The organism is Candidatus Poriferisocius sp. (assembly GCF_965219815.1).
In the GTDB taxonomy this organism is placed as follows: domain Bacteria; phylum Actinomycetota; class Acidimicrobiia; order Acidimicrobiales; family Bin134; genus Poriferisocius.
Genome location: NZ_OZ244791.1, coordinates 2,765,037 through 2,786,022 on the forward strand (window position 1 = coordinate 2,765,037; position 20,986 = coordinate 2,786,022).

A 20,986-nucleotide genomic window follows, 5' to 3' on the forward strand; every position below is an offset into this window, starting at 1 on the left:
GAAGGCTCGGCAAACAGTTCAGCAATGCGCGCAGTGCCCGTGAAGGTCGAGGCTGTGATGGGTAGGAGTGAACCCGGTTCGGTCTGCGATCTCGGTCAGGCTCTTGTCCACCAAGTGTTCGATATCACCGTCAAGATGGACATCTTCAATGCTGCCACAGCTGATGCAGATGAGGTGGTGGTGGTGGCCGAGCAGTGGTTCGGCCAATTCAAAGTGGGCGTATTCACCCCCGGAGTTGATTCGCCGGATGGAACCGCAGCGAACCAGCACGTCCAGGTTGCGGTAAGCGGAGCTCCGAGCGATCTTGGGATCTGCTGCCACAATGTCGGGCAACGTCATGGGTTGCCCGGCTTGAGCCAAGACCTCTACCAGTTGCTTTCGACCCCTGGTGTATCGGTGGTCTTGCTGGGCCAGCTTGTTGCTGATTTGGGTGTGCAGCTCGGAAAGAGAGTTTCTGTCATCGGAGTCCGGTAGTGGTTGCCCAGTCATTTGTGTTCTGTATTTTAGGTGCTTACATCCGATGAAATCGACGCGCTCAATGAACAGCCCGTCGGGGAGGACGTGGGCCCAGTCGATGCAGCAATAGGCGCTGAGCACTGCTCACGGCGGGCGCACCGGCATCTCCACCAGTACCGGCAGCATTCGCACATCACCAAGGGGAGGGCGAATACCACCCCCATGATCGCAACGAGCTGGCCGATGATGTACAGCGCGTGAACTACAGCCGCCATGGTCTTCCTGTTCCGCCGAAGCGCCTCTTGAGAGTTCTGCTTGGCATTGGTGCTTACCCAAGAATAGGTTTGCAGGAATGGGACTCATTATCAATTCAAGACGAATTGGCTTTCGTGCGGTGCTTTTGCTGGCCGCGCTGGCATTGGTTGCGTGGGGGTGTGGGAACGACGATGACGCGGCTGAGTCCGATGGCGTCCCGACAGTAGTGGTCACCACATCGATATGGGGTGACGTGGTGGCGAACGTGGTCTGCGATGGACTAGCCGACGTGGTCACCCTCATACCGACCGGAGGAGACCCCCATGCCTACCAGCCTTCGCTGCAAGCCCGGGGTCTGATGGAAGACGCCCCGCTAGTTGTGGCCAACGGTCTCCATCTAGAAGAAGGGCTCGTGGACACTCTCGAAGCGGTGGAGCAAGCCGGGACGCCGGTATTCCACATGGCAGACCACGTCTCGACTATCGAATACGGTTCGACGACGGTGCAAATGGGCCACGATGACCACGACGACGAGCATGGCCATGATGAGGACGATCATGAGGATGACCACGACGACGAGCATGGCCATGATGAGGACGATCATGAGGATGACCACGACGAGGACGACGGCCATGATGAGGACGATCATGAGGATGACCACGACGAGGACGACGGCCATGATGAGGACGATCATGAGGATGACCACGACGAGGACGACGGCCATGATGAGGACGATCACGAGGATGACCACGACGAGGACGACGGCCATGATGAGGACGATCACGAGGATGACCACGACGAGGACGACGGCCATGGGCATGCCGAAGATGACGGCCACGGCCACGCCCACGGCGGTGCCGACCCCCACGTGTGGTTTGATCCCATTCGGGTTGCCGATGCGCTGCCCGCGCTCAGCCAAGCTCTGGCCACGAACGCGGGCCTAGATGCTGGGGCCCTGGATGAGTGCGTTGCGACTTATCGCAGCGAGCTGATTGCTGTGGACGACGAAATCGATGAGATCTTGGCCCCGCTGCATCCTGAGGATCGCCTGTTAGTCACCAATCACGATGCCCTCGGCTACTTCGCTGATCGGTACGGGTTCCAACTGATAGGGACCGTCATTCCGAGTGGCTCCACCCTGGCCGAGGCCAACCCTGCGGGACTTCAGGAACTGGTTCATCTGATCGAAGACACCGGTGTGGCCGCCATCTTCTCGGAAACGACGCACAGCTCCGATGATGCCGAGGCCCTCGGCCGAGCAGCTGGCGTAAAGGTGCTTTCCTTGAACACCGGATCACTAGGTCCCCCTGATGGCAGCGCTGGCACCTACATCGGTTTCATTCGCACCAATGCCCAGGTGATCGTCGAAGGGCTCGGTTGATCTATCCGATTAACTAAGTTGGGCGAGTGGAGTTTCTGACCAGTCCTTTCGACTGGTGGATCGAGCCCTTCATCGACAACGTCTTCATGCGAAAGGCCCTGTGGTCGGGGCTGCTGGCGGTGCTGGCCACCTCACCCATCGGAACTTGGGTGGTGCTTCGGGGGATGAGTTTCTTCGGCGAGGCATTAGCCCATGGGGTGCTGCCCGGCTTGGCCATCGCCTTCATCGTCGGGGGCGATCCAACGTTGGGTGCGCTGGTCGCCGCGCTAGTCATGATTTCCGGCGTCAATTTGATCCGCAACCATTCACCGCTACCTGACGACAGCTCGATTGTTTTGCTCTATGTGGGGTTCCTGGCTTTGGCAGTGGTGATCATGTCCAGCAGCTCGGGGGCTTACTCCGGTGATCTCAGCCGGTTTTTGTTCGGCTCCATTACCGGCGTCACCGACAGCGACCTTCTTCGCCAGCTGATCATCGCCGGAATCGCACTGTTAGGGGTCATACTCTTTCACCGTGCCTTCCTGGTAATGACCTTCGATGAGGTCCAGGCTCGGCTGATGGGGCTTCGACCCCGCCTGGCCCACGCCGCTCTACTGGCGCTTTTGGCCATTTCTATCGTGGCCTCGTTTCAGGCAGTGGGGAACTTGCTGGTCTTTGCCTTCTTGGTGGCACCGCCATCCACTGCGGCCATGTTGGTCCGCCGTATTCCGGCCATCATGATCGCCGCGGTCATCATCGGCGCCGCCTCCGTGGTAGTCGGCTTGCTCATCAGCTATCACCACGACACTGCGGCTGGCGCCACCATGGTGCTAGGCACTGTCGTCCTGTTCTTGTTTGCCTTGCTGATCCGGTCGCTTTCCGGCAACTACAACGTGAGACTGGCCGCCTAGTCCGGTCTCACTCCAAGATCAGGGAGGCTGTTCCAGCCAGTACCGGGTGTGTGCCGTCTCTTGCCAGCCATACTTCGCATTCGACGGCGCCATCGTCACCGATTGCGGCGACAGTGCCACCGGCCTCCAGCCGGTCACCAGCGAAGACGTTGTCCAAAAAGCGCACACGTATCTTTTGGATGCGCTCGGCACCTCCGGCCCATCCGCCCAACATATTCATCACGTAACCCAGATTGTTCGGGCCTTGATTCACCGGCTGATCGCCCATACCCAGCTCTCTCACGGTGTCAACGTCCCAGTGGATGGGGTTTGAATCACCCAGCAAAGCGGCCATCGTCTTCATCTTCTCGGCGTCAACCGACTCGATGACCAAACGGGGCAGCTCGTCACCTACTGACGGATCAGGGACCGTACTCACTGGGGCCTCCTAGGAAAGATAAAGGAATTGGACACAATGGAGGACACCTCGCCATCGGGGGCAATGACTTCCAGTTGAAAGGCCACAATGTCGAAGGTCCCCGTGCGCGTCCCTTGCTTGCGGACTGCGCTGGTTATCCCTCCCCGTACGGTGTAGGTGGCACCGATCTCCAAGGGACGTAACTGTTGGATGTCGCATTCGCCGAACATCGGGCCATCGTCGGCCGACGCATAGCAGAGGGTGAACATCTCGTCGATGGAGATGCCCAAACCGGCCATGGCTGCGTAATAGCAGAACATGGGATGGGCGACGCCGTCGGTTCGCTGTGGCGCGCCGATGACGTCGTTGGTCAGCCAAACTCGCCACGGCTCCACGGCGTAGGTTCCGCCAGGAAACTGTCTTCCCACCAGGGATTCGAGTTCGTCGGTGGTTGGAGTCAATGTCATCGAGGCCATTGGTTCACCACCGACAGGCTTCAGGGATGGCCGGATGGTCGGGGGCGGGATACTTGCGGTGCAGGGGCTGCACCACCTCCTCTCCAAAGCGTTGGATCTGTTCCCGGGTGGCCTCGAACGAAGGGCCGGTGACCATGCGGAACTGCACGGTGAAATACTGCACGCCCAACTCTTCGTAATACTGCTCCAAGCGCTCTCGGCACTGGGCGGGGGAGCCCACCACGATGTGCTCGCGGGCCGATTCGGTGGTGATCTTCTCGGGAGAGTCGAATTCGGGGTGGTGGGCCAGGATTCCCTGCTCGCAGTAGAACCTCATCTCGGGTACGTAGTGGTTGCCATATTGCTCGGCGGCCTGTTCGAAGGTGTCGGCCACCCAGGCCTTTCTCATCAAGACGATGAACGGTTCTTTGCCGTGTTCGATGGCTTTGGCCCGGTAGGCGCCGGCCTGCACATCCCAGGTCTCCTTGAGGATGGGGAAGTCGTCACAGGTCCACGATTCGGCGTAGACCCCGCACCGTTCGATAGCTGCGGGAAGCTGGCCGCCGCCCCAGAACGGGAACCGGGGCTGCTGAAAGGAATTGGGAGACAGCAGGCCGTCGTTAACCTGGTAGAAGTCGCCCTCCCAGCTGAACCGCTCCCCTTTAGATTGCAGAGCCTTGTCGATGATGGCCACGTTCTCCAGGTAGCGGCCCAGCATCCGCTCGGGTGGAACGCCGAATTGGCCCCAGTAGCCGGCGTGGAATCCCCGACCCCAGGTCATGTACAGCCGGCCTCGGGAGATGTTGTCGATGATGGCGCACTGCTCAGCAATTTCCATGGGATGGTAGAGGGTATTGACCAGGCAATACGACCCGATGGCCACTCGACTCGTCTCTCGGGCCAAGATCATCAACAGGTTCAGTGGAGAGCCGAAGTACGACTCCGTGCGGCCATGGCGGTCGGGCACCTGAATGGAGTGAAATCCGGACTGCTCAGCCAGGATGCCTTCTTCAATCATGGCGTCGAGGGCTTCGGCCGCATTGTCGGGTTCGGGCAGGGGCTGGTCGTAGTACCCGTGGTTGGTGTCGATCAGGTAGCCGATGCGCAAGATGAACTCGCTTTCTGGGGAAGTTGCTTCGCCTAGAAGGTAGTAGCTGAGGCGTGGCGAGCCTACGCTGACAGTCGAGAGGCAAAGGAGCGCACAGTGGCTATCCACACTGAGATTGATGAGCAGGGCATCGCGGTCGTCACCATGGACAATCCCCCCGTGAACGCCCTCAACATCGCCGACACCTATCGGCTGGCCGAGATCTTCCGCAGCTACAAGCACGACTCCAACGTGCGGGTTGCCATCCTCACCGCGGTGGGCCGGGGATTCAACGCCGGGGTGGACATCAAGGAGATGCAGGCCATGGAGGGCTTTGAGGGGGTCTTGGGCACCGGAGATGCCTGCTATGAGGCCTTCGGGGCGGTGTACGACTGCGCGGTCCCTGTGATTGCCGCCGTCCAGGACTTTTGTCTGGGGTTGGGCATCGGCCTCGCGGGGAATTGCGACTTGGTAGTGGCCGCAGAAGGAGTGAAGTTCTCCATGCCCGAGGTGGACAATGGGGCACTAGGCGCTGCCACCCACACCGCTCGGCTGGTTCCCGAAAAGGTGATGCGCTGGATGATGTACAGCTGCGAGCCCGTGGTGGCTGAAGACCTCCAGCGGTGGGGGACTGTGCTCAGCGTTGTCCCGGGAGATGAGCTCATGGACGAAGCCCGAAGGCTGGCCGGGGTGATCGCGTCCAAGCCGCCCGGAGTGATCCGCAAGGCAAAGTGGTCGATCAACGGGATCGATCCGGTGGACGTACACCGGAGCTATCGCTTCGAGCAGGGGTTTACCTACGAGCTGAACCTCATGGGTGAGGGCGACAAGGCTCGGGAGGCCTTCGTCCGAGGCGAGCGGGAGTCGAACAAAGCCGCCCAATAGTGAGGCGGGATCATCCGCGCAATCGGTTGGGGTCGATGTCGTCGGGCTGCCAGCCGAGGTGAAGCTCGGTGCCGTCAAGGGTGCAAACCGGGCGGTTGAGCTCGCAGATCAAAGACAATGAGTAGGTAATCCTGCCGGTGAGTTCTTGGGGCTTGGCCGTGCTCAGGGCCAAGATGGCCTCGCACATGGTTTCCATGGGCTCAAGGCTCTCCGGCGGCAGGTTCACGTAATCCCCGGCGCCGGGAGTCATCACCGCAGCCTCTGGCGACACGGCGTTGACGGTGATCCCGTCGTCCCATGTCTCAGCGGCCAACCCCACCGTCCAGCGGTTGAGAGCGGCTTTGGTCGATCCGTACAGGCACCCGGTCATGGTGGGTCCGCTGGCCCGGTTGGGAGGCAGCGACGGAGGCTCGGCTACTCCTGATGAGACGTTTACGATTGCTCCCCGGCCCAGTTCCCGCATTCCGGGCAGAACCAGTCGGGCCAGATCCCATGGGGCCCACACGTTCAGCTCGTAAGCGATACGCCATCGCTTCTCAGTCAACTCGGCAAACGGCTGGTAGAAGGCCCGGGCCGCGTTGTTGATGAGGATATCCACCTTGCCACCCAGCGCTTCTTCGGCCTGAGCCACGACGTTCGACCGGTCCAGCGATGGATCCGACAGATCAGCTGGGATGCCCACCGCCCGACCTCCCAGCTCTGCAATGTCGGTTACCAACCGTTCCAATGAGCCGGGCAGTCGGTGGTCGCCGTCGGCGCGGGTGCGGGCCACCGCGGCTACTGCTGCCCCCTCGGCAGCCAGACGCCGCGCCGCCCCTTCTCCGATGCCTCGACTCGCTCCGGTGATCAGCGCCACCCGTCCCTCACAAGATTTGCCCATGGAGCCAACCTAGTGGTCGCCCGTTTGGTCGCTACTGTGAGCCAGTGGTGCAGGCTGAACGTTCGTTTGACAGGGTCATCGTGGGCGGGGGCTCGGCGGGGTCGGTCTTGGCCGCCCGGTTGTCGGAAGATCCGGCGTGCCGAGTGCTGCTGATCGAGGCCGGTCCGGACCACGGAATCCACTTGCCCCCTGCATTGGCCGACATCACGGTTTCGTCGCATCCGGATCATGACTGGGGCGATGAGGTGCGTCTTCCCGGAGGCAGAACTCAGCCCTACCCCCGAGGAAGAGTGCTCGGCGGCAGCTCTGCGGTCAATGGCGGTATCGCCATACGGGCAATGCCCGCTGACTTCGACGCCTGGGGGTTTCCTGAGTGGCGGTGGGAAGCGATGCTGGACAGTTTCCGACGACTGGAGTCGGATCCAGACGGTGAGGAGCGCTGGCATGGCCGCGACGGCCCGCTGCCCATCATGCGCACCCCCGAGGCTGAGCTGCTCCCCGTCCACGCCGCGTTCTATGAGTCGTGCAAGACAGCGGGCTTCGACTACACCGCGGATCACAACGCTCCCAATTCCAACGGCGTCGGCCCGCTGCCTCGTAATCGCCGTGGGTTGCAGCGTGTGTCCGCTGCTGATGTTTACTTGACCACCCAGGTCAGGAAACGGCCCAACCTTGAGGTGAGGGGCGGCTGCCTGGCGTTAACGGTGCGGTGGAACGGCAACCGAGCCGTTGGAGTGGATGCTGTTTGTGGCGGCCGGGCAGAAGCCATTCCTGCCCAGGAGGTCATCCTGGCCGCTGGGGTCGTCCAATCGCCGATGTTGCTGTGGCGATCGGGGATTGGCCCGGCATCTGAGCTGGCTGGTTTGGGAATCGACGTGGTTGCCGACCGTCCCGGGGTAGGGGCCAACTTCTCCGATCACCCTGCCATCTATCTTTTTGCCGCACCCAAACCGAAGATGGTGACCCCGGAAGATGTGACCATTCAGACCCTGCTGCGGTTCACCAGCTCGACGGGACCCGCCAACGATCTCCAGTTGTTCCCCGTGGGGAGGATTGATCTCGCCAGCAGTCCCCGACGCCAGGTTGAGGCTGGCAGCCTGAACACCGTCTTCGCCTTTAACGCGGCGCTCCAGCAGGTGGAGGCCCGAGGATCGGTGCGCCCGGTGTCAACTAATCTGGCTGACCCGCCAGCCATCACCTATCCGTTTCTGGCTCATAGGCCCGACCTTGAGCGGCTGGTGGAGGCGGTCGAGCTGGGCTTGGAGCTACTGGCGACGCTCCCGTACCAAAGGGTGGCCCGAGGCCCACTGTTTTTGCCCGATCGACTGACTCGCGACGAGCTATTGGCCTACGTCTTCACCCGTCATGTGGCCTTCTACCACGGCGCAGGCACTTGTGCGATGGGCTCAGCCGACGACCCGGCTGCGGTGGTGGGTCCCGACGGCCGGATTTGGGGGACCGAAGGGCTCCGGGTGTGCGACGCGTCAATCATGCCGGAGACCCCAAGAGCCAACACCAACTTGAATGTGATCGCGGTAGCAGAGCGGATGGCTGAACTGATCTAGCAGCGAGATCGATCAGGCCGCGGTAAGGCTAAGTCCCAGTACCTCTTCCGGGGCAGTGAAGCTGAGGCCGAGCGATTCCGCCACCGCCGGTTCGGTGACCTGCCCTTGGCATATCGAGAGCCCGGCTCGAAGTCCGGGATTTGACCGCATGGCCTCTCTCGGTCCCAGGTCGGCCAGCATGGCGATATAGGGGAGGGTGGCGTGCTCCAACGCGAACGTCGAGGTGCGGGGTACGGCTCCGGGCATGTTGGCGACGCAGTAGTGGACCACGTCGTAGGCCAGATAGGTGGGATTGGCATGGGTTGTGGGTCGGGAGGTTTCGATACAGCCACCCTGGTCGATGGCCACGTCCACTACAGCTGATCGGGGCCGCATCTGCTTGACCATCTCGGTTGTGACCAGATGCGGAGCTCGGGCTCCTCGCACGAGGACGGCGCCGATCACCAGATCGGCCCCCAGGACTGCCTCCTCCAGGGCACCTCCGCTGGAATGAAGGGTGTGCAAGGCCGAGCCGAAGCGCGAGTTCAAGTCCTCCAAAACGGAGACGTCTCGGTCGATCACCGTGACATCGGCACCAAGGCCGACGGCCATCTGTACCGCGTTGCGGCCGACCACGCCTCCGCCGAGGATGACCACTCTGGCAGGAGCAACGCCCGGTACGCCGCCGAGGAGCACTCCTCGACCCCCTTGCGATGACTCCAAACAGTGTGCCCCGGCTTGAATCGACATGCGCCCCGCGACTTGCGACATGGGAGCCAGCAAAGGCAGACCACCGTTGGGACCGACAACTGATTCGTAGGCGATGGCCGTGACACCCCGTTCGACCAGCTCGGCAGTCTGGGCTGCGTCTGCCGCCAGATGCAGGTATGTGAAGAGAACCTGGTCTTCGCTCAAGCGGGCTCGTTCTTCAGCTTGGGGCTCTTTGACCTTGACGATCAGATCGGCCTGATCGAACACCGATTGGGCAGAATCCGCGATTGTCGCGCCGTGGGTGATGTACTCCTCATCGGTGAAACCCGCTCCGTCACCGCAGCCGCGCTCCACAAGAACTTGATGGCCGCGACCGACGAGGTCGGCTGCGCCTCCCGGCGTCAACGCCACCCGTCGTTCTTCGCTTTTGATTTCCTTCAGGATCCCAATGCGCATCTCGTGCCTCCGCCGCAAGCCGATCGCTATGTTGATATTTTATCCGCGATAGAGGTGAATAATTCTTGAAAAGATGCGAGAAATGGGCCTATAAGCGAATAATCTCTCCGTTTAGATCCAATATACCGGTTATTTTATGTTCTGCGAGATTTGAGTGTTTATCTCGTCGCAAGGAGGCAGACCAGTGTCGGACTTGGACTCAATCGATCGATCAATCCTCAACGAACTCCAGAGCGATGCGCGGATGTCGAACGCGGAACTCGCCGACCGGGTGGGGCTGTCGCCGTCGGCTTGTTATCGGCGGGTCCGGCGCCTCGAAACCGACGGTGTGATCGCCGGGTACGTGATGATCCTCGATCCCGAAGCCATCAACCGCTCTCTCGATGTCTTCGTTGAAATCTCCTTGGTGAGCCAGAGCGAGGCGAATCTCCGCCAGTTTGAGAAGGAAGTGGTGGAGTGCCCCGAGGTCATGTCCTGTCACTTGATGGCCGGTGACGCCGACTACCTCCTCCACCTTGCTGTGGCCGACCAACGCGACTTTGAGCGGATCCACAATCAATATCTGTCCCGCTTCAGCGGTGTGGGGCGACTCCGATCCAGTTTCGCCATCCGTTCTGTGTGGGAGACCACCCGCCACGAGCTTTAGCATCAGAGCATGACGACGGCCGCCCAGCACGCCTATGACTCCTATGAAGCCTTGGTGGAGGACTATTTCGAAAAGGGATGGACTGATGGGCTGCCCATCATGCCTCCAACGCCGGAAAAGGTGGCCGCCTTTCTGGAGCGCGCCGGCCTCTCCGGGGACGAGGTGCTTGGCACCGTGCCGACCCGAGAGGTGACGTGCATCGCGCAACAAGCCGCGGCGAACGCGGTCATGGCCGGTTGCCTGCCCGAGTACTTCCCCACAGTGGTGGCCGCGGTTCGGGCGCATCTCCATCCCAAGGGCAACTGCCACTCGACCACCGGCACACTGTCGGGCGCAGCTCAGGCTGTCATCATCAACGGACCAATCCGCAATGAACTGGGCGTGGCCTCGGGGGCGGGCTGCTTCGGACCTGGATTTCGGGCCAACGCCACCATCGGCCGGGCCCTCCGCCTCGTGATCCGCAACGTGTGCCGTGGCATCCCCGGCTTTTTGGACCGGGCCAGCTACTCCACCCCAGCTCGCTACTCCTTCTGCTTCGGAGAGAACGAAGAGGCATCCGAATGGGAGCCGCTGCACGTCCAGCGGGGTCTAGCCCCTGAGCAGAGCGCGGTCACCGTCCACTCCCTGATGAAGATGGTTGAGGCCACCGATTTCACCAGTCGCAATGCCGAGGGGGTTTGCGACACGCTGGTCACCAATATCCGGGCCAATGGAATCGCTGGGGACTCTTGGCTGGGAGAAGACGGCAACGTCGTGATCGTGGTCGGCCACGAACACCATCGGTTCTTCAATGAGGAAGGGTGGTCGAAAGCAGATATCCAGCAGTATCTGTGGCCCCGGCTCAACGCGCCGGCCACCAGCGCCACCGACCGGATGGCCCGCATCGGAAAGCCCGAGGGCATTTTGATTGTGGCCGCCGGGGGAGCGGGCATGGGGGCTAGCTGGCTCCTGCTACCCCACCTCGCCCTTGCCATCACCGAGCCCATCTCCTAGCCGCGGCCCGGACGCGCGCTTGTCGGCTAGTCTGAAGCCATGACGACCCTCATCGGCCTCGATCCCACCTCGGGCCCGTTCGACCGCACCGACGACCATGATTTTTCTCCCCGGCCGGCCAGCTTGGACGGGGCGGTCGTCGCTTTGGTGGCCAACGGCCTCGGAGAGGGGGAGATCTTCCTGGATGCGCTTTATGACGAGCTGAACAAGTTGAGCGATCTGCAAGCCCCGCTCAAGGTGGTCAAGAGCTCGGTGTCCATTCCCCCTGATCCGGGAGACTGGAGTCGGTTGACCGAGGAGGCAACCGTCGCCATCACCGGCTTCGGCGGTTGAGGCAGCTGTAGCGCCCGCAGTTTGCGGGACGCAGTGGAGTTGGAGTGGGCCGGTGTTCCAAGCATCGCCATCGTCCATGAGGAGATGAGGGGATCGGCCCAGGCCATCGCCCGAGTCAGCGGATGCCCCGACTACGAGTTCCTAACCGTCGACTATCCGTGGGTTCCCATCGCCATCTGGTCTAAAGAGGAGTGCTTGGATCTCGCCGAGATCATGGCGCCTAAGGTTCTGGCCGCGTTGACCGGCCAGAGCTGATCGTTCGTTCCGCCACCGCGGAGTTTGATGAAGATATAGCGGCAGCGCCGAAGACCCCGACCGCGGCCACCGCCGCACCCAGCCAAAAGGCGTTGGCAAAAGCCGCACCAGTGCCACTCTCTCCCACGGCCAGCACCAGAACCTGGACGCCCACGGCTGTACCCAGGCTGGTGAGCGTTTGGAACATCCCGGTTGCTGCCCCCAGACGGTCCATCGGGACTGACCCCACTACCGACACCTGGTACGCCGGTCCGGCTACTCCCAACCCCGCGCCGGCCAGGGCTAGGCCCAGCACGACCAGAACCACGGCATCGAGCAGGGATCCCGCGGCAAAAGACACCATGGCCGACACCACTAGGACGCTGCCCAGACAAGACGTCCACCGTTCACCCCTAGTAGCGGTCAGCCGACCGCCCACCGGCGAGCTGAGGCTGAAGCAGATCAGTCGTATTACCAGAAAGACAGTTGCTGCTGTCAGTGTGTACCCGTACCGCTGCTGCAGGATCTGGGGCGCGAGGATGAAGCCGCCCATATAGGCCGCGTTGGCCGTGGCTGAGGCCACCACCGGACCGGCATAGTTCCGGCGGCGAAACCACTCGAGCGGGACCATCGGATGCGCCGAGTGCCGCTCGATGGCCACGAACGACCAGATGGTTGCCGGCACGAGGGCAAGGAGCGCAATTGCCGCTGGGTGGCCGAAGCCCAGGGTGGCGCCCCGATCCAGAGCCACCATCAAGACGACTACCGCGGCGACCAGGCCGAGCGCGCCTGTGACGTCAATCGGCTTGGCCTCGCCAGCACGGGTAGGACGCACCACGATTACGGCGGCGATCAAACCGAGCGCGGCGATTGGGGTGTAGACCGCGAAGATCGCCCGCCAGCCCAGCGCATCCACCAAAGCGCCCCCGGTGACCAAACCGATGGCTGGTCCTCCCACGGCCGCGAATTGGAACCATCCCATAGCCCGAGCCCGTTGATTGACCGGGAACGCAGCCATCATGATGGCCATCCCGTTGGGGATCATCATGGCTCCACCCAGCCCGAACAAGGCCCGAAACGCAATGAAGCTCAAGGCGTCCCAGGCCAACCCGCACACTCCCGTAGCTGCGGTGAACACGGTCAAGCCGAGGATCAGCATCCGACGGTGGCCCCAGGAGTCGCCCAGGGTCCCGAATACCGTGGTCCCCGCAGCCAACCCGAGAAACGGTGCGGAGACCGCCCACGACAATGTGGCGTTGGTGGTGCCCAGACTCTCCGAGATGTCCGTTAGCGAGGCCCCAATGATGGTCATGGTGGAGCCGAAAACCACCTGACCAGCGAGCAGGGTTACGAGCAACCGCCAGGCATACGCTGGATCATGCGGCTGTTGATGGATTGTTGAAGAAGTCAGTCTTTCAACTCAATCAGGATCTCGTAGTACGACTCGGCACCGGTGTTGACTGCGGCTTCGATGCCGCCTCTGGAGATGAACATGGATTGGCCGGGGATCACGTCGCCCTCAACCAGGCCAGAGAACTCCCCAGCGGTGTCAGGCTCGAAATCTCCCGCGATCTTGTCGCCCGACACCTGGACCAGTACGTAGTCATGATCGTGCTGGTGAAGGTCAGACCGCTCGCCAGGGTCCAAGCGCATCTCCCAGATCCGCACGCGGTCGTTCTCCATCAGGAGTTTGGTGGCAACATCGCCGAATACTCGCTCTTCGCTCATAGCTGCATCGTAGGCTCACGGCATGGTTGGCGCAGAACGCCCCGGGGTGCGGTATGCCATGTCGGAGATCGACGAGGCGGGAGAAGGACCGCGTCTGGCGCTGTTGGAGGCCATCCTCGACGAGCCCACTTTTGCCCGGCTGGAGCGAATCGGGGTGGGGAGCGGCTGGCGGTGTGCCGATGTGGGGGCGGGCAGAGGCTCGGTATCGAATTGGCTGCGAGATCGCGGTGCCGAGGTGATTTCGGCGGACATAATGCCCAGGTTCTTAAGCGGACCCGACGTTCGCACCCACGACATCTGCGACGGCCCGGTGGAGGATTCAGCCTTCGACTTGGTGCATTGTCGGGCCCTATTGGCCCACGTTTCCGATTTTGATGCTGCCGTAGGCAATCTGGTGTCCTCAGCTCGTCCAGGAGGATGGGTAGCTGTCGCCGAGCCCGACTACGGAACCATGATGGAGTGCGACCCTGACCATCCCCGAGCCGAAGTGTTCCGCCGTTTCCGGGAGAGATCGGCCTCTGGTACTCGCATGGATGCGTTTGTCGGCCGGCGTGTGCACGACGTTCTGGGAGGCAGCTTGGAAGAGGTGTCCTCGGAAGGGCTGACCGACATTGTGAGTGGCGGGTCACTGCGGGCCCGATACCGCCGCTTCACAATGGAGGTGGCGAGGCCGCTAAGCGCCCGCCGAGAGGACTACGACGAATCCGAGTACGACGGGTTGCTCGACTGCTTCGATGATCCCACCTTTCGCTACATCGACTGCCTCTGGGTTGCTGTTTGGGGAAGGCGACCTGGGGGCTAGCGGCGTGATAAGCCATCGGGATGGCTGAAGAGCTAAAGCACGACCTGCCCGATGGAATGACCGACTGGATCGCCGAGGCGGGAGGCGGTCGCATTACCCATCTGAAGCGCCACATCGCCCGAAGGGAGGCGTGGGAGGTAGACGTCACCCGTCCCGATGGGTCGGTGGCGGAATACTTCCTGCGGCTGGACCGCGAAGGGGACGGCAGCGGCACACACTCGGTGAAGAGCGAAGCCAAGGTGCAGACCGCGTTGGTCGAGACTGGCATGAAGGTTCCCGCCATCTGCGCTTGGAGCGAGGATCTCCAAGCCGCGTTGCACCAGCGGATGCCAGGTCGGGCCGACCTGGACAACGCCGACGCCGAAGAGCAGGCCGCGGTGCTCGAGGACTTCATCCAACAGCTAGTGCTGCTTCACTCGCTGGATCCCGCCTCGCTCGGGCTCGACCACATGCCCATTCCCACCACCTCGGCCCAGTGCGCGTTGGGTGAGATCGACTTCGTAGAGCAGTTCCTCGGCGGCATGGTGACCGATCCGCTGTACACGTATTCGCTCCAGTGGATCCGCAACCATATTCCCGAGCCCCTCGACCGGGTGAGCCTCTTGCAGGGCGACACCGGGCCGGCCAACTTCATGTTCCATGAAGGACAGGTAAGCGCCATCGTGGACTGGGAGTGGGCTCACTACGGCGATCCCATGGAGGACTTCGGCAACATCTGCACTCGGGAGTTTTTCTGCCCCTCGACTCCCGATGAGGGCCTTGGCCCGATCTTTCGCCGATATGAGGAGCTTTCGGGATTTCCGGTTCACCTCGACTCGGTTCGGTACTACCGAGTGCAGCAGTTTGTGCGGTCCATCGTCTCACTGGCTCGCATTACCGTGATCAACGACCCCCAGATGCCCAACGGCATGAACTGGGCCTACCGCTATATCTGCGAGCGGGCCACCTGCGAGGCGCTTGCCGATGCCATGGGCATCGAGTTGGAGCGTCCAGAACTTCCCCAGGTTGAAATGGGCTCCTCGCTGGAAGGAGTGGTGATCCAGAACCTGCGTGATGAGGTACTGCCCGCCGTAGACGGCGATTTTCCCCGCCATCGCCTCGAGCACGCCGCCTTGTTAGTTGAATGCCTGGATCGCCAGAAGCAACTCGGCCCCCATCTCGCAGACATCGAATTGGACGAGATCGCTGCGCTGACTGGCCGACGGGCGGACAAGCTCGAGGAGGGATTGATGGACCTCGAGCAGGCCATTCAAGGATGGGGGACACAAAACGAGGCTGAAGTGCTCCGCTATTTGGCTCGCCGCGCCTGGCGCCAGGAGCATCTCTGGAAGCCAGTTGTGGACCTGTTCCCCGGACGCACCTTCTCGAAGATCGACTAGCGCCGACTCAGCATCTCGATTGCCTGGACGAGGTAGCCGTTGGGGTCGGCTCGCTTGGCCTGAGCGGTCTGTAGCAGGGCCGGGGCGGCAAATCCCTCGAAGTCGTCGTTGCCTAGTTTGGCAATCAGCGCTTTGGCCACATCCACGGGGTCCATAAACGCCTCAGGAGGCTGGGGGAACGGGTTGTCGTTTCCCGGTTTGGGAGTGGAGAACTCGGTGGCGGTGGCTCCCGGGGTGAACAGATGAGCCCGAACACCGGTCCCGGCCAGATCGAAATAGAGTCCCTCGGTGAATAGGTTCAAAGCGGCTTTGGCCGCCCCATAGGCCCCAGTTCGAAACGACATCGATTGGGTGCCCATGGAGGAGACGTTCACGATGGCCCCCGAGTCCCGCTCCAGCATGTGGGGCAGCAGGGCCAGAGTGAGCCGGGCCGGCCCGGTGAAGTTCACCGCCATTGTTTCGTCTAGCTCCACGGGAGTGAGACGCTTCATGGACCGCCGCCGCGGGGCGCCGGCGTTGTTCACCAGTACGTCGATAGGACCCATTTCGGCCCAGGCCCGATCGGCAAACGGCGCCACGCTTTCCAAGTCAGCCAAGTCCAGCGTCCACCAGCAGCCATCGCCGCCAGCATGTCGTACTTCTTGGAGAACTTGTTCGAGACGATCACCCCGACGGGCGGCCAAGCCCACGAACGCCCCTCTCCGGCCTAGTTCAACCGCCAGAGCAGCACCGATCCCCGACGAGGCGCCGGTGACCAGCACTCGCTGTCCGGTTGGATCCCAGCTCATCCTGCTGTCATGCCTGCATCGATGCTCAGCACCGAACCATGGATTCGATGGCCATCGTCGGAGGCGATGTAGGCCACCAAGGAAGCGATGTCATCGGCTTGAGCCTGGCCGCGGAAGCCCAAATAGCGCCCCATGAGGTCGGCATCAGGGTCTTCAGGAAACGTGAAGGTCTCCATCAAGTTGGTTTCCACCCCGCCGGGGGCAATGGCATTGACCCGAATTCCGGTCTTCATCATCTCCATGGCCATGGCCTTCGTCATCAGCACTACTGCTCCCTTGCTGGCGCAATAGGGCACGGTGTAAGCCTGTCCCATCAATCCTGCATTGGAGGCAATGTTCACAATGCATCCCTCCGATGACTCCAAGTGGGGGAGGGCGGCCTGTGACATCCAGAAAACACCCTCAACATTGACGCCCATGATCAGATCCCACGCCTCCTGATCGACGTGTTCCACCCGGTGGCCCCGGGCTACTCCGGCCACGTTGCACAGCACATCGAGGCGACCGTGATCGGCGACCGCCGAGGCCACCAGCTCATGGCAGGCATCTCGAGAACGCACATCTGATACGGCCGGATGGAATGCGCCATCGCCGGTGACCATCCCCGCGGTTTCCTCGAGACCGGCCTCGTTGATGTCGCTGCCGATCACCACGGCCCCCTCACTGGCCAGCCGTATCGCGGTGGCCTGGCCGATGCCCGACCCAGCACCGGTGACCAATGCAACCTTTCCGGAAAATCTCATGATTGAAGCTCCTTGATTCTCTAGGGAAGCCCGACACCGGGGATTTCCACCGGTACCGATTCAATGCGCCCCTGCCCAAGTCCCTGAACTTCGTCAGGGTGAGAGCCGGGGGCGGTGACAAGGAAGAGCGTGCGGCGGTCGTCGCCGCCCAGCATCACCGCGAAGCAGTTGAGCTCTGTCTCCACCCGATGGGTGATCTCGCCCCCTTCGACGACGCGCACAGCGGCTCGGCCTATGGCGTCGGCGTACCAGATGCCTCCTTCGGCGTCGTAGCAACAGCCATCGGGAATGGTCCCCGGCACCGCGGCCCACAGCCGGCGGTTCTCCAGCCGTCCCTCGGGCCCGAAATCGAACGCGGTGAACTGGCTGGCAAAGCTCTCTCCCACGATGAAGGTAGCGCCGTCCGGAGTGATGACCGCACCATTGGGGAACGCCAGGCCGTCGGCCGCGGCTTCCGTCGAGCCGTCTGTCTGCACCAGCCCAAGAGTGGCGGGAGCAAAGTCCTCGCCACTGTGCAGGTCGAACCCGAAGTTGCCCACGTAGGCGCGCCCCTCGGCGTCCACTGCCATGTCGTTGCAGAGCGAGGTGGCTATCTCGGAGAGGTCGCCATGCTCATGGAGGGCCACGCCGTCATAGCGCATGACCCTGCGGTCTCGCATCGACACCACCAGGAGATCGCCATTGGGCATCCATCCCAACCCCGATGGTTGACCGGGAACCTCGACGATCACCTCAACGGTTCCGTCCAGCGAGGCGGCGTTCACGGAGTACTGGTAGAAGTCGGAGTACCAGAGACGGCCGTCATGCCAACGAGGGCCCTCACCGAAGTCGATTCCACCGATGAACGGCTCAGGGATGGGAAGTATCTCCATGCCGGGGGACAATAGCGACTGTGAACGAGCTCGCTGTTGTAGACCTCACCGATCCGGCTTATGCCTGACCGGCCTCCCCTCGGCCGGCGGTAGGGTGAATCAGTGCTCCACTGGGCCAAGAGTCGAGTCATCAACTCGGTGAGCGGCATGTTCGCCCACGCGGAGATGCCTTTGAGGCACACCCGAGATTTCCCCGGCGATCCGGGACTGTGCGGTCCTGGCTCGATCAGCTGGAGGGTTATCGGCGATGTCAGCGTGTTCATCGGCGGAATCCGCGCACTGTTGATCCAAGCGGCCCACCCTGAGGTGGTGGCCGGTGTGGAGGACCACAGTCGCTACCGGGATGATCCGCTCGGCCGGCTCAGCCGCACGTCCTTCTACGTCACGTCGGCCACTTTTGGGGCGATGCCTGAGGTCAAAGAAGCCATTGATCTGGTCAATTCGGCCCACCAAGGTGTGAGCGGCACTTCACATCGGGGGCAGGCGTACAGTGCGTCGACTCCAGAGCTTGCCGCGTGGGTCCACAACTCGTTGACTGACTCTTTCCTCGAGTCCTACCGGCGCTTCGGCGGCCGCCTCAGCCCCGCCGAAGCCGACCAGTTCGTGGTCGAGCAATCCCAGGTAGGGGAGATGCTGGGCGCGGCGCCGTTGCCCACAACCGCCGGAGCACTTCGGGAGTGGATCACCGGGCATCCTGCGCTGGCGCCGAGCCCGGGCATGCGGGCCGCGGTCAGCTTCCTACAGAGTCCTCCGATTCCCGCGGCGCAGAAAGCGGGATACCAGATCCTGATGAACGGGGCTATCGCCACCATCCCCCGAGAGCTCACCTCGGTCTTGGGGTTGACCACGGTTCCCGGGGCGCGAGCCGCCAGCGCGGCAATGGTCCTGGGACTGCGGCGCATCATGAAGAACAGCCCCGCCTGGCAGGCCGCCCTCGAGCGATGCGGTGCGCCCTATGACCGGCGGCTGTTTAGAGACAAAGCCGTTTAGGCGGCCAGCAGTCCGGCCAAATTCTCCCGCATTATCAGACGGATATCACTTGGCGGGAGGCTGGACAGCCCTTCGGCGAACTCCAGCGGCTGGGCGAGGCCTTCGGCGTGGGGCCAGTCGGAGCCGAACAGCACTTGGGATACCCCGATAGAGCGGGCCAGATCGGCCACCGGCTCCTCGTGGTGGGGCGATACGAACACGTGGCGTCGGAACACGTCGCTGGGCTTCTCGGTCAGCGGACCCCGCAGCCAGGGGCCGTTGCGGCCCATGCGGTTCATCTTGTTCATCGCCGCCATCAGGTAATCAACCCACAAGCTGCCGTTCTCCACACTCATGATCCGCACGTTGGGAAACGCCTCGAACAGGTTGGCGTAGATCAGCGCGGCCATCGTCTCCATGATCGGCCGATCGCCGTAGAAGCAGGTCCACTGCAACGCTGACTGCCGGTGTGAGGGTGGATTGGGCTCCTCTCCCCAGTGCACCGACATCGACTGGTTGTAGCCCGACTCGCCGATGTGAAATCCAACCACTGCTCGGGCCTCGTTGACCCGAGCCCAGAAGGGGTCGAACACCGGGTCGGCCAGATTCCGGCCGGCTGCGGGTCCCGGGCGTAGCGAAACGACCCGAGCTCCCCGGTCCAACGCCCATTCCAGTTCGGCTACCGCTCGGTCGGGATCGACCAGCGACAGCAGGGGAGGGGCATGGATGCGGCCATCCCGGTTGAGACCCCACTCGTCGTCCAGCCAGCGGTTGAAGGCGGAGAGGTTGGCGTAGAGCAGGGCAGGGTCGTCAACCATGTAGTGCTCCACGCACACCGCCAGCGTGGGGAACAGCACCGCGGCCTCGATGCCCTGATCGTCGAGCACCTCCACCCGAGCCGAGCGTGTCACATATTCCGGGCGATGAGGTTCAGACACCCGAGTACCCCTGATGTTTGCACCGCCCTCCCCCCGCTTCATGGCTTGCAGCATTTCCCGCAGCATTCCCGGCCGCGGAGCGGTGTCGAAGTTGCGGTGCTCTAGGAAGGTGAACCGCTGGTTGCCGATGTACACCTCCTCAGAGCCATCGGGCTCGATCACCGGCCGCACTGCCCGATCAGCGAACGACGGGTCGATGTAACGAGTAAAGGCATCTCGGGGCTCGTAGTAATGATTGTCGGCGTCGAGCGCCCGATATCCCAGTTCCATGCGGCACAGGTTAGGGCCACTGGGACCAGCCAAGTAGGGTGGCTCCGGCAAGTACCGCCTGATCGACGAAGGAGAGCCGAAAGATGGGACGGCTGGACGGCAAAGTAGCGATTATCACTGGAGCAGCTCGGGGCCAAGGGGAGGCCGAGGCCCGGCTTTTCGCCTCCGAAGGGGCCAAAGTCGTGCTCGGGGACGTTCTCGACGACGACGGCGAGCAAGTAGCAGCCAGCATCGGAGCAAACGCCCGATATGTACACCTGGATGTGGCCCAAGAAGCCGACTGGGACGCGGCCGTTGAAGCGGCCGCCAGCATGGGCTCGTTGAGTGCCCTGGTCAACAACGCCGCCATCCTGCGGCCCGCAGCCATTGAGGAAACCACCCTCGACGACTACATGGCGGTCATCAACGTCAACCAGGTGGGAACCTTCCTGGGGATGAAAGCGGTGTTGGAGTCTATGAAGATGGCCGGCGGGGGCTCCATCGTGAACATCAGCTCCATCGACGGCCAGCAGTCCAAGAACGGCCTCATCAGCTACTCCGCCTCGAAGTTCGCCATCCGGGGCATGACCAAGACCGCGGCCATCGAGTGGGGCCGGTTCGACATAAGGGTCAACTCCATCCACCCCGGCGGGGTGAACACGCCTATGGGCAACCCGAGGAATGATCCGCGGGCCGAGAAGGAGCCCTACATCTACCACCCCATTTCCCGAGTTGGTGAGCCCATCGAGATCGCCTACGCCGCCTTGTTCTTGGCCAGCGACGAATCGTCCTACGTCACTGGTGCCGAGCTGAACGTGGACGGCGGCTGGCGAGCCGGGCTGGTCACTCCCGGTCTTCCCGGCACTGATCACGTGGTCGACTACGGCTACGAAACGGACTGACGATCATCCATTT

23 protein-coding genes are annotated in these 20,986 nt (G+C 62.4%); 11 read left to right on the forward strand and 12 right to left on the reverse strand.

What is annotated here, in order from left to right; genetic code table 11:
• Positions 1-18: 18 nt before the first annotated feature.
• Positions 19-489, reverse strand: coding sequence for a Fur family transcriptional regulator (locus ACOQPI_RS13265; protein ID WP_420620098.1), 471 nt, complete (start codon positions 487-489; stop codon positions 19-21).
• Between the two features lie 319 nt (positions 490-808).
• Between ACOQPI_RS13265 and ACOQPI_RS13270 the strand changes: the two genes are divergently transcribed.
• Positions 809-2,092, forward strand: a complete 1,284-nt coding sequence (locus tag ACOQPI_RS13270; protein WP_420620099.1) for a metal ABC transporter solute-binding protein, Zn/Mn family — start codon at positions 809-811, stop codon at positions 2,090-2,092.
• A gap of 26 nt (positions 2,093-2,118) precedes the next feature.
• Positions 2,119-2,982 carry a metal ABC transporter permease gene (locus tag ACOQPI_RS13275; RefSeq protein ID WP_420620100.1) on the forward strand — a complete coding sequence of 288 codons (864 nt, stop codon included), beginning with the start codon at positions 2,119-2,121 and terminating at the stop codon, positions 2,980-2,982.
• A 7-nt stretch (positions 2,983-2,989) separates the two neighbouring features.
• Here ACOQPI_RS13275 and ACOQPI_RS13280 read toward each other — a convergent pair whose 3' ends face one another.
• Genes ACOQPI_RS13280 through ACOQPI_RS13290 form a run of 3 tightly spaced genes read right to left on the reverse strand, consistent with a single transcriptional unit; the run spans position 2,990 to position 4,942 of the window.
• Positions 2,990-3,400, reverse strand: coding sequence for a MaoC family dehydratase (locus ACOQPI_RS13280; RefSeq protein ID WP_420620101.1), 411 nt, complete (start codon positions 3,398-3,400; stop codon positions 2,990-2,992).
• Positions 3,397-3,846, reverse strand: a complete 450-nt coding sequence (locus tag ACOQPI_RS13285; RefSeq protein ID WP_420620102.1) for a hypothetical protein — start codon at positions 3,844-3,846, stop codon at positions 3,397-3,399. The genes ACOQPI_RS13280 and ACOQPI_RS13285 overlap by 4 nt, the downstream gene beginning before the upstream one ends.
• Before the next feature lie 13 nt (positions 3,847-3,859).
• Positions 3,860-4,942 carry an LLM class flavin-dependent oxidoreductase gene (locus ACOQPI_RS13290; protein WP_420620103.1) on the reverse strand — a complete coding sequence of 361 codons (1,083 nt, stop codon included), beginning with the start codon at positions 4,940-4,942 and terminating at the stop codon, positions 3,860-3,862.
• 96 nt (positions 4,943-5,038) lie between these two features.
• On the opposite strand from ACOQPI_RS13290, the gene ACOQPI_RS13295 reads away from it, so the two are divergent.
• On the forward strand, positions 5,039-5,806 hold the full coding sequence (locus tag ACOQPI_RS13295; RefSeq protein WP_420620104.1) for an enoyl-CoA hydratase family protein: 768 nt from the start codon (positions 5,039-5,041) through the stop codon (positions 5,804-5,806).
• Between the two features lie 10 nt (positions 5,807-5,816).
• Here ACOQPI_RS13295 and ACOQPI_RS13300 read toward each other — a convergent pair whose 3' ends face one another.
• Positions 5,817-6,686, reverse strand: coding sequence for an SDR family NAD(P)-dependent oxidoreductase (locus ACOQPI_RS13300; protein WP_420620105.1), 870 nt, complete (start codon positions 6,684-6,686; stop codon positions 5,817-5,819).
• A gap of 44 nt (positions 6,687-6,730) precedes the next feature.
• On the opposite strand from ACOQPI_RS13300, the gene ACOQPI_RS13305 reads away from it, so the two are divergent.
• The gene (locus ACOQPI_RS13305) at positions 6,731-8,251 is read left to right on the forward strand and encodes a GMC family oxidoreductase (protein WP_420620106.1); all 1,521 of its coding nucleotides are present in this window, start codon (positions 6,731-6,733) and stop codon (positions 8,249-8,251) included.
• Between the two features lie 12 nt (positions 8,252-8,263).
• Here the strand turns inward: ACOQPI_RS13305 and ald are convergent, their stop codons facing one another.
• Positions 8,264-9,397 carry an alanine dehydrogenase gene (gene ald / locus ACOQPI_RS13310; RefSeq protein ID WP_420620107.1) on the reverse strand — a complete coding sequence of 378 codons (1,134 nt, stop codon included), beginning with the start codon at positions 9,395-9,397 and terminating at the stop codon, positions 8,264-8,266.
• 184 nt (positions 9,398-9,581) lie between these two features.
• Here ald and ACOQPI_RS13315 point away from each other — a divergent pair, with 184 nt between their 5' ends.
• Genes ACOQPI_RS13315 through ACOQPI_RS13325 form a run of 3 tightly spaced genes read left to right on the forward strand, consistent with a single transcriptional unit; the run spans position 9,582 to position 11,624 of the window.
• The gene (locus ACOQPI_RS13315; RefSeq protein ID WP_420620108.1) at positions 9,582-10,043 is read left to right on the forward strand and encodes an Lrp/AsnC family transcriptional regulator; all 462 of its coding nucleotides are present in this window, start codon (positions 9,582-9,584) and stop codon (positions 10,041-10,043) included.
• 9 nt (positions 10,044-10,052) lie between these two features.
• The gene (locus tag ACOQPI_RS13320) at positions 10,053-11,036 is read left to right on the forward strand and encodes a hypothetical protein (RefSeq protein ID WP_420620109.1); all 984 of its coding nucleotides are present in this window, start codon (positions 10,053-10,055) and stop codon (positions 11,034-11,036) included.
• Between the two features lie 39 nt (positions 11,037-11,075).
• Positions 11,076-11,624, forward strand: a complete 549-nt coding sequence (locus ACOQPI_RS13325) for a UGSC family (seleno)protein (protein ID WP_420620110.1) — start codon at positions 11,076-11,078, stop codon at positions 11,622-11,624.
• Here the strand turns inward: ACOQPI_RS13325 and ACOQPI_RS13330 are convergent.
• A complete protein-coding gene (locus ACOQPI_RS13330) occupies positions 11,590-12,933 on the reverse strand; it encodes an MFS transporter (RefSeq protein ID WP_420621042.1) in 1,344 nt (447 codons plus the stop codon). The two genes, ACOQPI_RS13325 and ACOQPI_RS13330, sit on opposite strands and share 35 nt — an antisense overlap.
• A gap of 77 nt (positions 12,934-13,010) precedes the next feature.
• On the reverse strand, positions 13,011-13,331 hold the full coding sequence (locus tag ACOQPI_RS13335; RefSeq protein WP_420620111.1) for a hypothetical protein: 321 nt from the start codon (positions 13,329-13,331) through the stop codon (positions 13,011-13,013).
• A 22-nt stretch (positions 13,332-13,353) separates the two neighbouring features.
• On the opposite strand from ACOQPI_RS13335, the gene ACOQPI_RS13340 reads away from it, so the two are divergent.
• A complete protein-coding gene (locus tag ACOQPI_RS13340; RefSeq protein ID WP_420620112.1) occupies positions 13,354-14,133 on the forward strand; it encodes a class I SAM-dependent methyltransferase in 780 nt (259 codons plus the stop codon).
• Positions 14,134-14,153: 20 nt separating this feature from the next.
• Positions 14,154-15,512 (forward strand): phosphotransferase family protein, encoded by a 1,359-nt coding sequence (locus tag ACOQPI_RS13345; protein ID WP_420620113.1) that lies wholly within the window; start codon positions 14,154-14,156, stop codon positions 15,510-15,512.
• Here ACOQPI_RS13345 and ACOQPI_RS13350 read toward each other — a convergent pair.
• From ACOQPI_RS13350 to ACOQPI_RS13360, 3 genes are read right to left on the reverse strand one after another with little or no spacing between them, the layout of a single operon-like run.
• Complete coding sequence (locus tag ACOQPI_RS13350; RefSeq protein ID WP_420620114.1) at positions 15,509-16,300, reverse strand: SDR family NAD(P)-dependent oxidoreductase; 792 nt, start codon at positions 16,298-16,300, stop codon at positions 15,509-15,511. The two genes, ACOQPI_RS13345 and ACOQPI_RS13350, sit on opposite strands and share 4 nt — an antisense overlap.
• Positions 16,297-17,043, reverse strand: a complete 747-nt coding sequence (locus ACOQPI_RS13355; RefSeq protein ID WP_420620115.1) for an SDR family NAD(P)-dependent oxidoreductase — start codon at positions 17,041-17,043, stop codon at positions 16,297-16,299. The genes ACOQPI_RS13350 and ACOQPI_RS13355 overlap by 4 nt, the downstream gene beginning before the upstream one ends.
• A 20-nt stretch (positions 17,044-17,063) precedes the next feature.
• Positions 17,064-17,915: an SMP-30/gluconolactonase/LRE family protein gene (locus tag ACOQPI_RS13360; RefSeq protein WP_420620116.1), complete on the reverse strand. Its 852-nt coding sequence runs from the start codon at positions 17,913-17,915 to the stop codon at positions 17,064-17,066.
• Between the two features lie 102 nt (positions 17,916-18,017).
• On the opposite strand from ACOQPI_RS13360, the gene ACOQPI_RS13365 reads away from it, so the two are divergent.
• Complete coding sequence (locus ACOQPI_RS13365; RefSeq protein ID WP_420620117.1) at positions 18,018-18,905, forward strand: oxygenase MpaB family protein; 888 nt, start codon at positions 18,018-18,020, stop codon at positions 18,903-18,905.
• On the opposite strand, the gene ACOQPI_RS13370 is transcribed toward ACOQPI_RS13365, so the two are convergent.
• Positions 18,902-20,092, reverse strand: coding sequence for an amidohydrolase family protein (locus ACOQPI_RS13370; protein ID WP_420620118.1), 1,191 nt, complete (start codon positions 20,090-20,092; stop codon positions 18,902-18,904). The two genes, ACOQPI_RS13365 and ACOQPI_RS13370, sit on opposite strands and share 4 nt — an antisense overlap.
• Positions 20,093-20,175: 83 nt before the next feature.
• Between ACOQPI_RS13370 and ACOQPI_RS13375 the strand changes: the two genes are divergently transcribed.
• Complete coding sequence (locus ACOQPI_RS13375; RefSeq protein ID WP_420620119.1) at positions 20,176-20,973, forward strand: glucose 1-dehydrogenase; 798 nt, start codon at positions 20,176-20,178, stop codon at positions 20,971-20,973.
• The last annotated feature ends 13 nt before the right edge of the window (positions 20,974-20,986 follow it).

What these genes read in the sequence shown, in the direction of transcription:
- ACOQPI_RS13265 (WP_420620098.1), bottom strand. Translation starts at nt 489, where the DNA reads ATGACTGGGCAACCACTACCGGACTCCGATGACAGAAACTCTCTTTCC.
- ACOQPI_RS13270 (WP_420620099.1), top strand. Translation starts at nt 809, where the DNA reads ATGGGACTCATTATCAATTCAAGACGAATTGGCTTTCGTGCGGTGCTT.
- ACOQPI_RS13285 (WP_420620102.1), bottom strand. Translation starts at nt 3,846, where the DNA reads ATGACATTGACTCCAACCACCGACGAACTCGAATCCCTGGTGGGAAGA.
- ACOQPI_RS13300 (WP_420620105.1), bottom strand. Translation starts at nt 6,686, where the DNA reads ATGGGCAAATCTTGTGAGGGACGGGTGGCGCTGATCACCGGAGCGAGT.
- ald (WP_420620107.1), bottom strand. Translation starts at nt 9,397, where the DNA reads ATGCGCATTGGGATCCTGAAGGAAATCAAAAGCGAAGAACGACGGGTG.
- ACOQPI_RS13320 (WP_420620109.1), top strand. Translation starts at nt 10,053, where the DNA reads ATGACGACGGCCGCCCAGCACGCCTATGACTCCTATGAAGCCTTGGTG.
- ACOQPI_RS13335 (WP_420620111.1), bottom strand. Translation starts at nt 13,331, where the DNA reads ATGAGCGAAGAGCGAGTATTCGGCGATGTTGCCACCAAACTCCTGATG.
- ACOQPI_RS13340 (WP_420620112.1), top strand. Translation starts at nt 13,354, where the DNA reads ATGGTTGGCGCAGAACGCCCCGGGGTGCGGTATGCCATGTCGGAGATC.
- ACOQPI_RS13345 (WP_420620113.1), top strand. Translation starts at nt 14,154, where the DNA reads ATGGCTGAAGAGCTAAAGCACGACCTGCCCGATGGAATGACCGACTGG.
- ACOQPI_RS13350 (WP_420620114.1), bottom strand. Translation starts at nt 16,300, where the DNA reads ATGAGCTGGGATCCAACCGGACAGCGAGTGCTGGTCACCGGCGCCTCG.
- ACOQPI_RS13355 (WP_420620115.1), bottom strand. Translation starts at nt 17,043, where the DNA reads ATGAGATTTTCCGGAAAGGTTGCATTGGTCACCGGTGCTGGGTCGGGC.
- ACOQPI_RS13360 (WP_420620116.1), bottom strand. Translation starts at nt 17,915, where the DNA reads ATGGAGATACTTCCCATCCCTGAGCCGTTCATCGGTGGAATCGACTTC.
- ACOQPI_RS13370 (WP_420620118.1), bottom strand. Translation starts at nt 20,092, where the DNA reads ATGGAACTGGGATATCGGGCGCTCGACGCCGACAATCATTACTACGAG.
- ACOQPI_RS13375 (WP_420620119.1), top strand. Translation starts at nt 20,176, where the DNA reads ATGGGACGGCTGGACGGCAAAGTAGCGATTATCACTGGAGCAGCTCGG.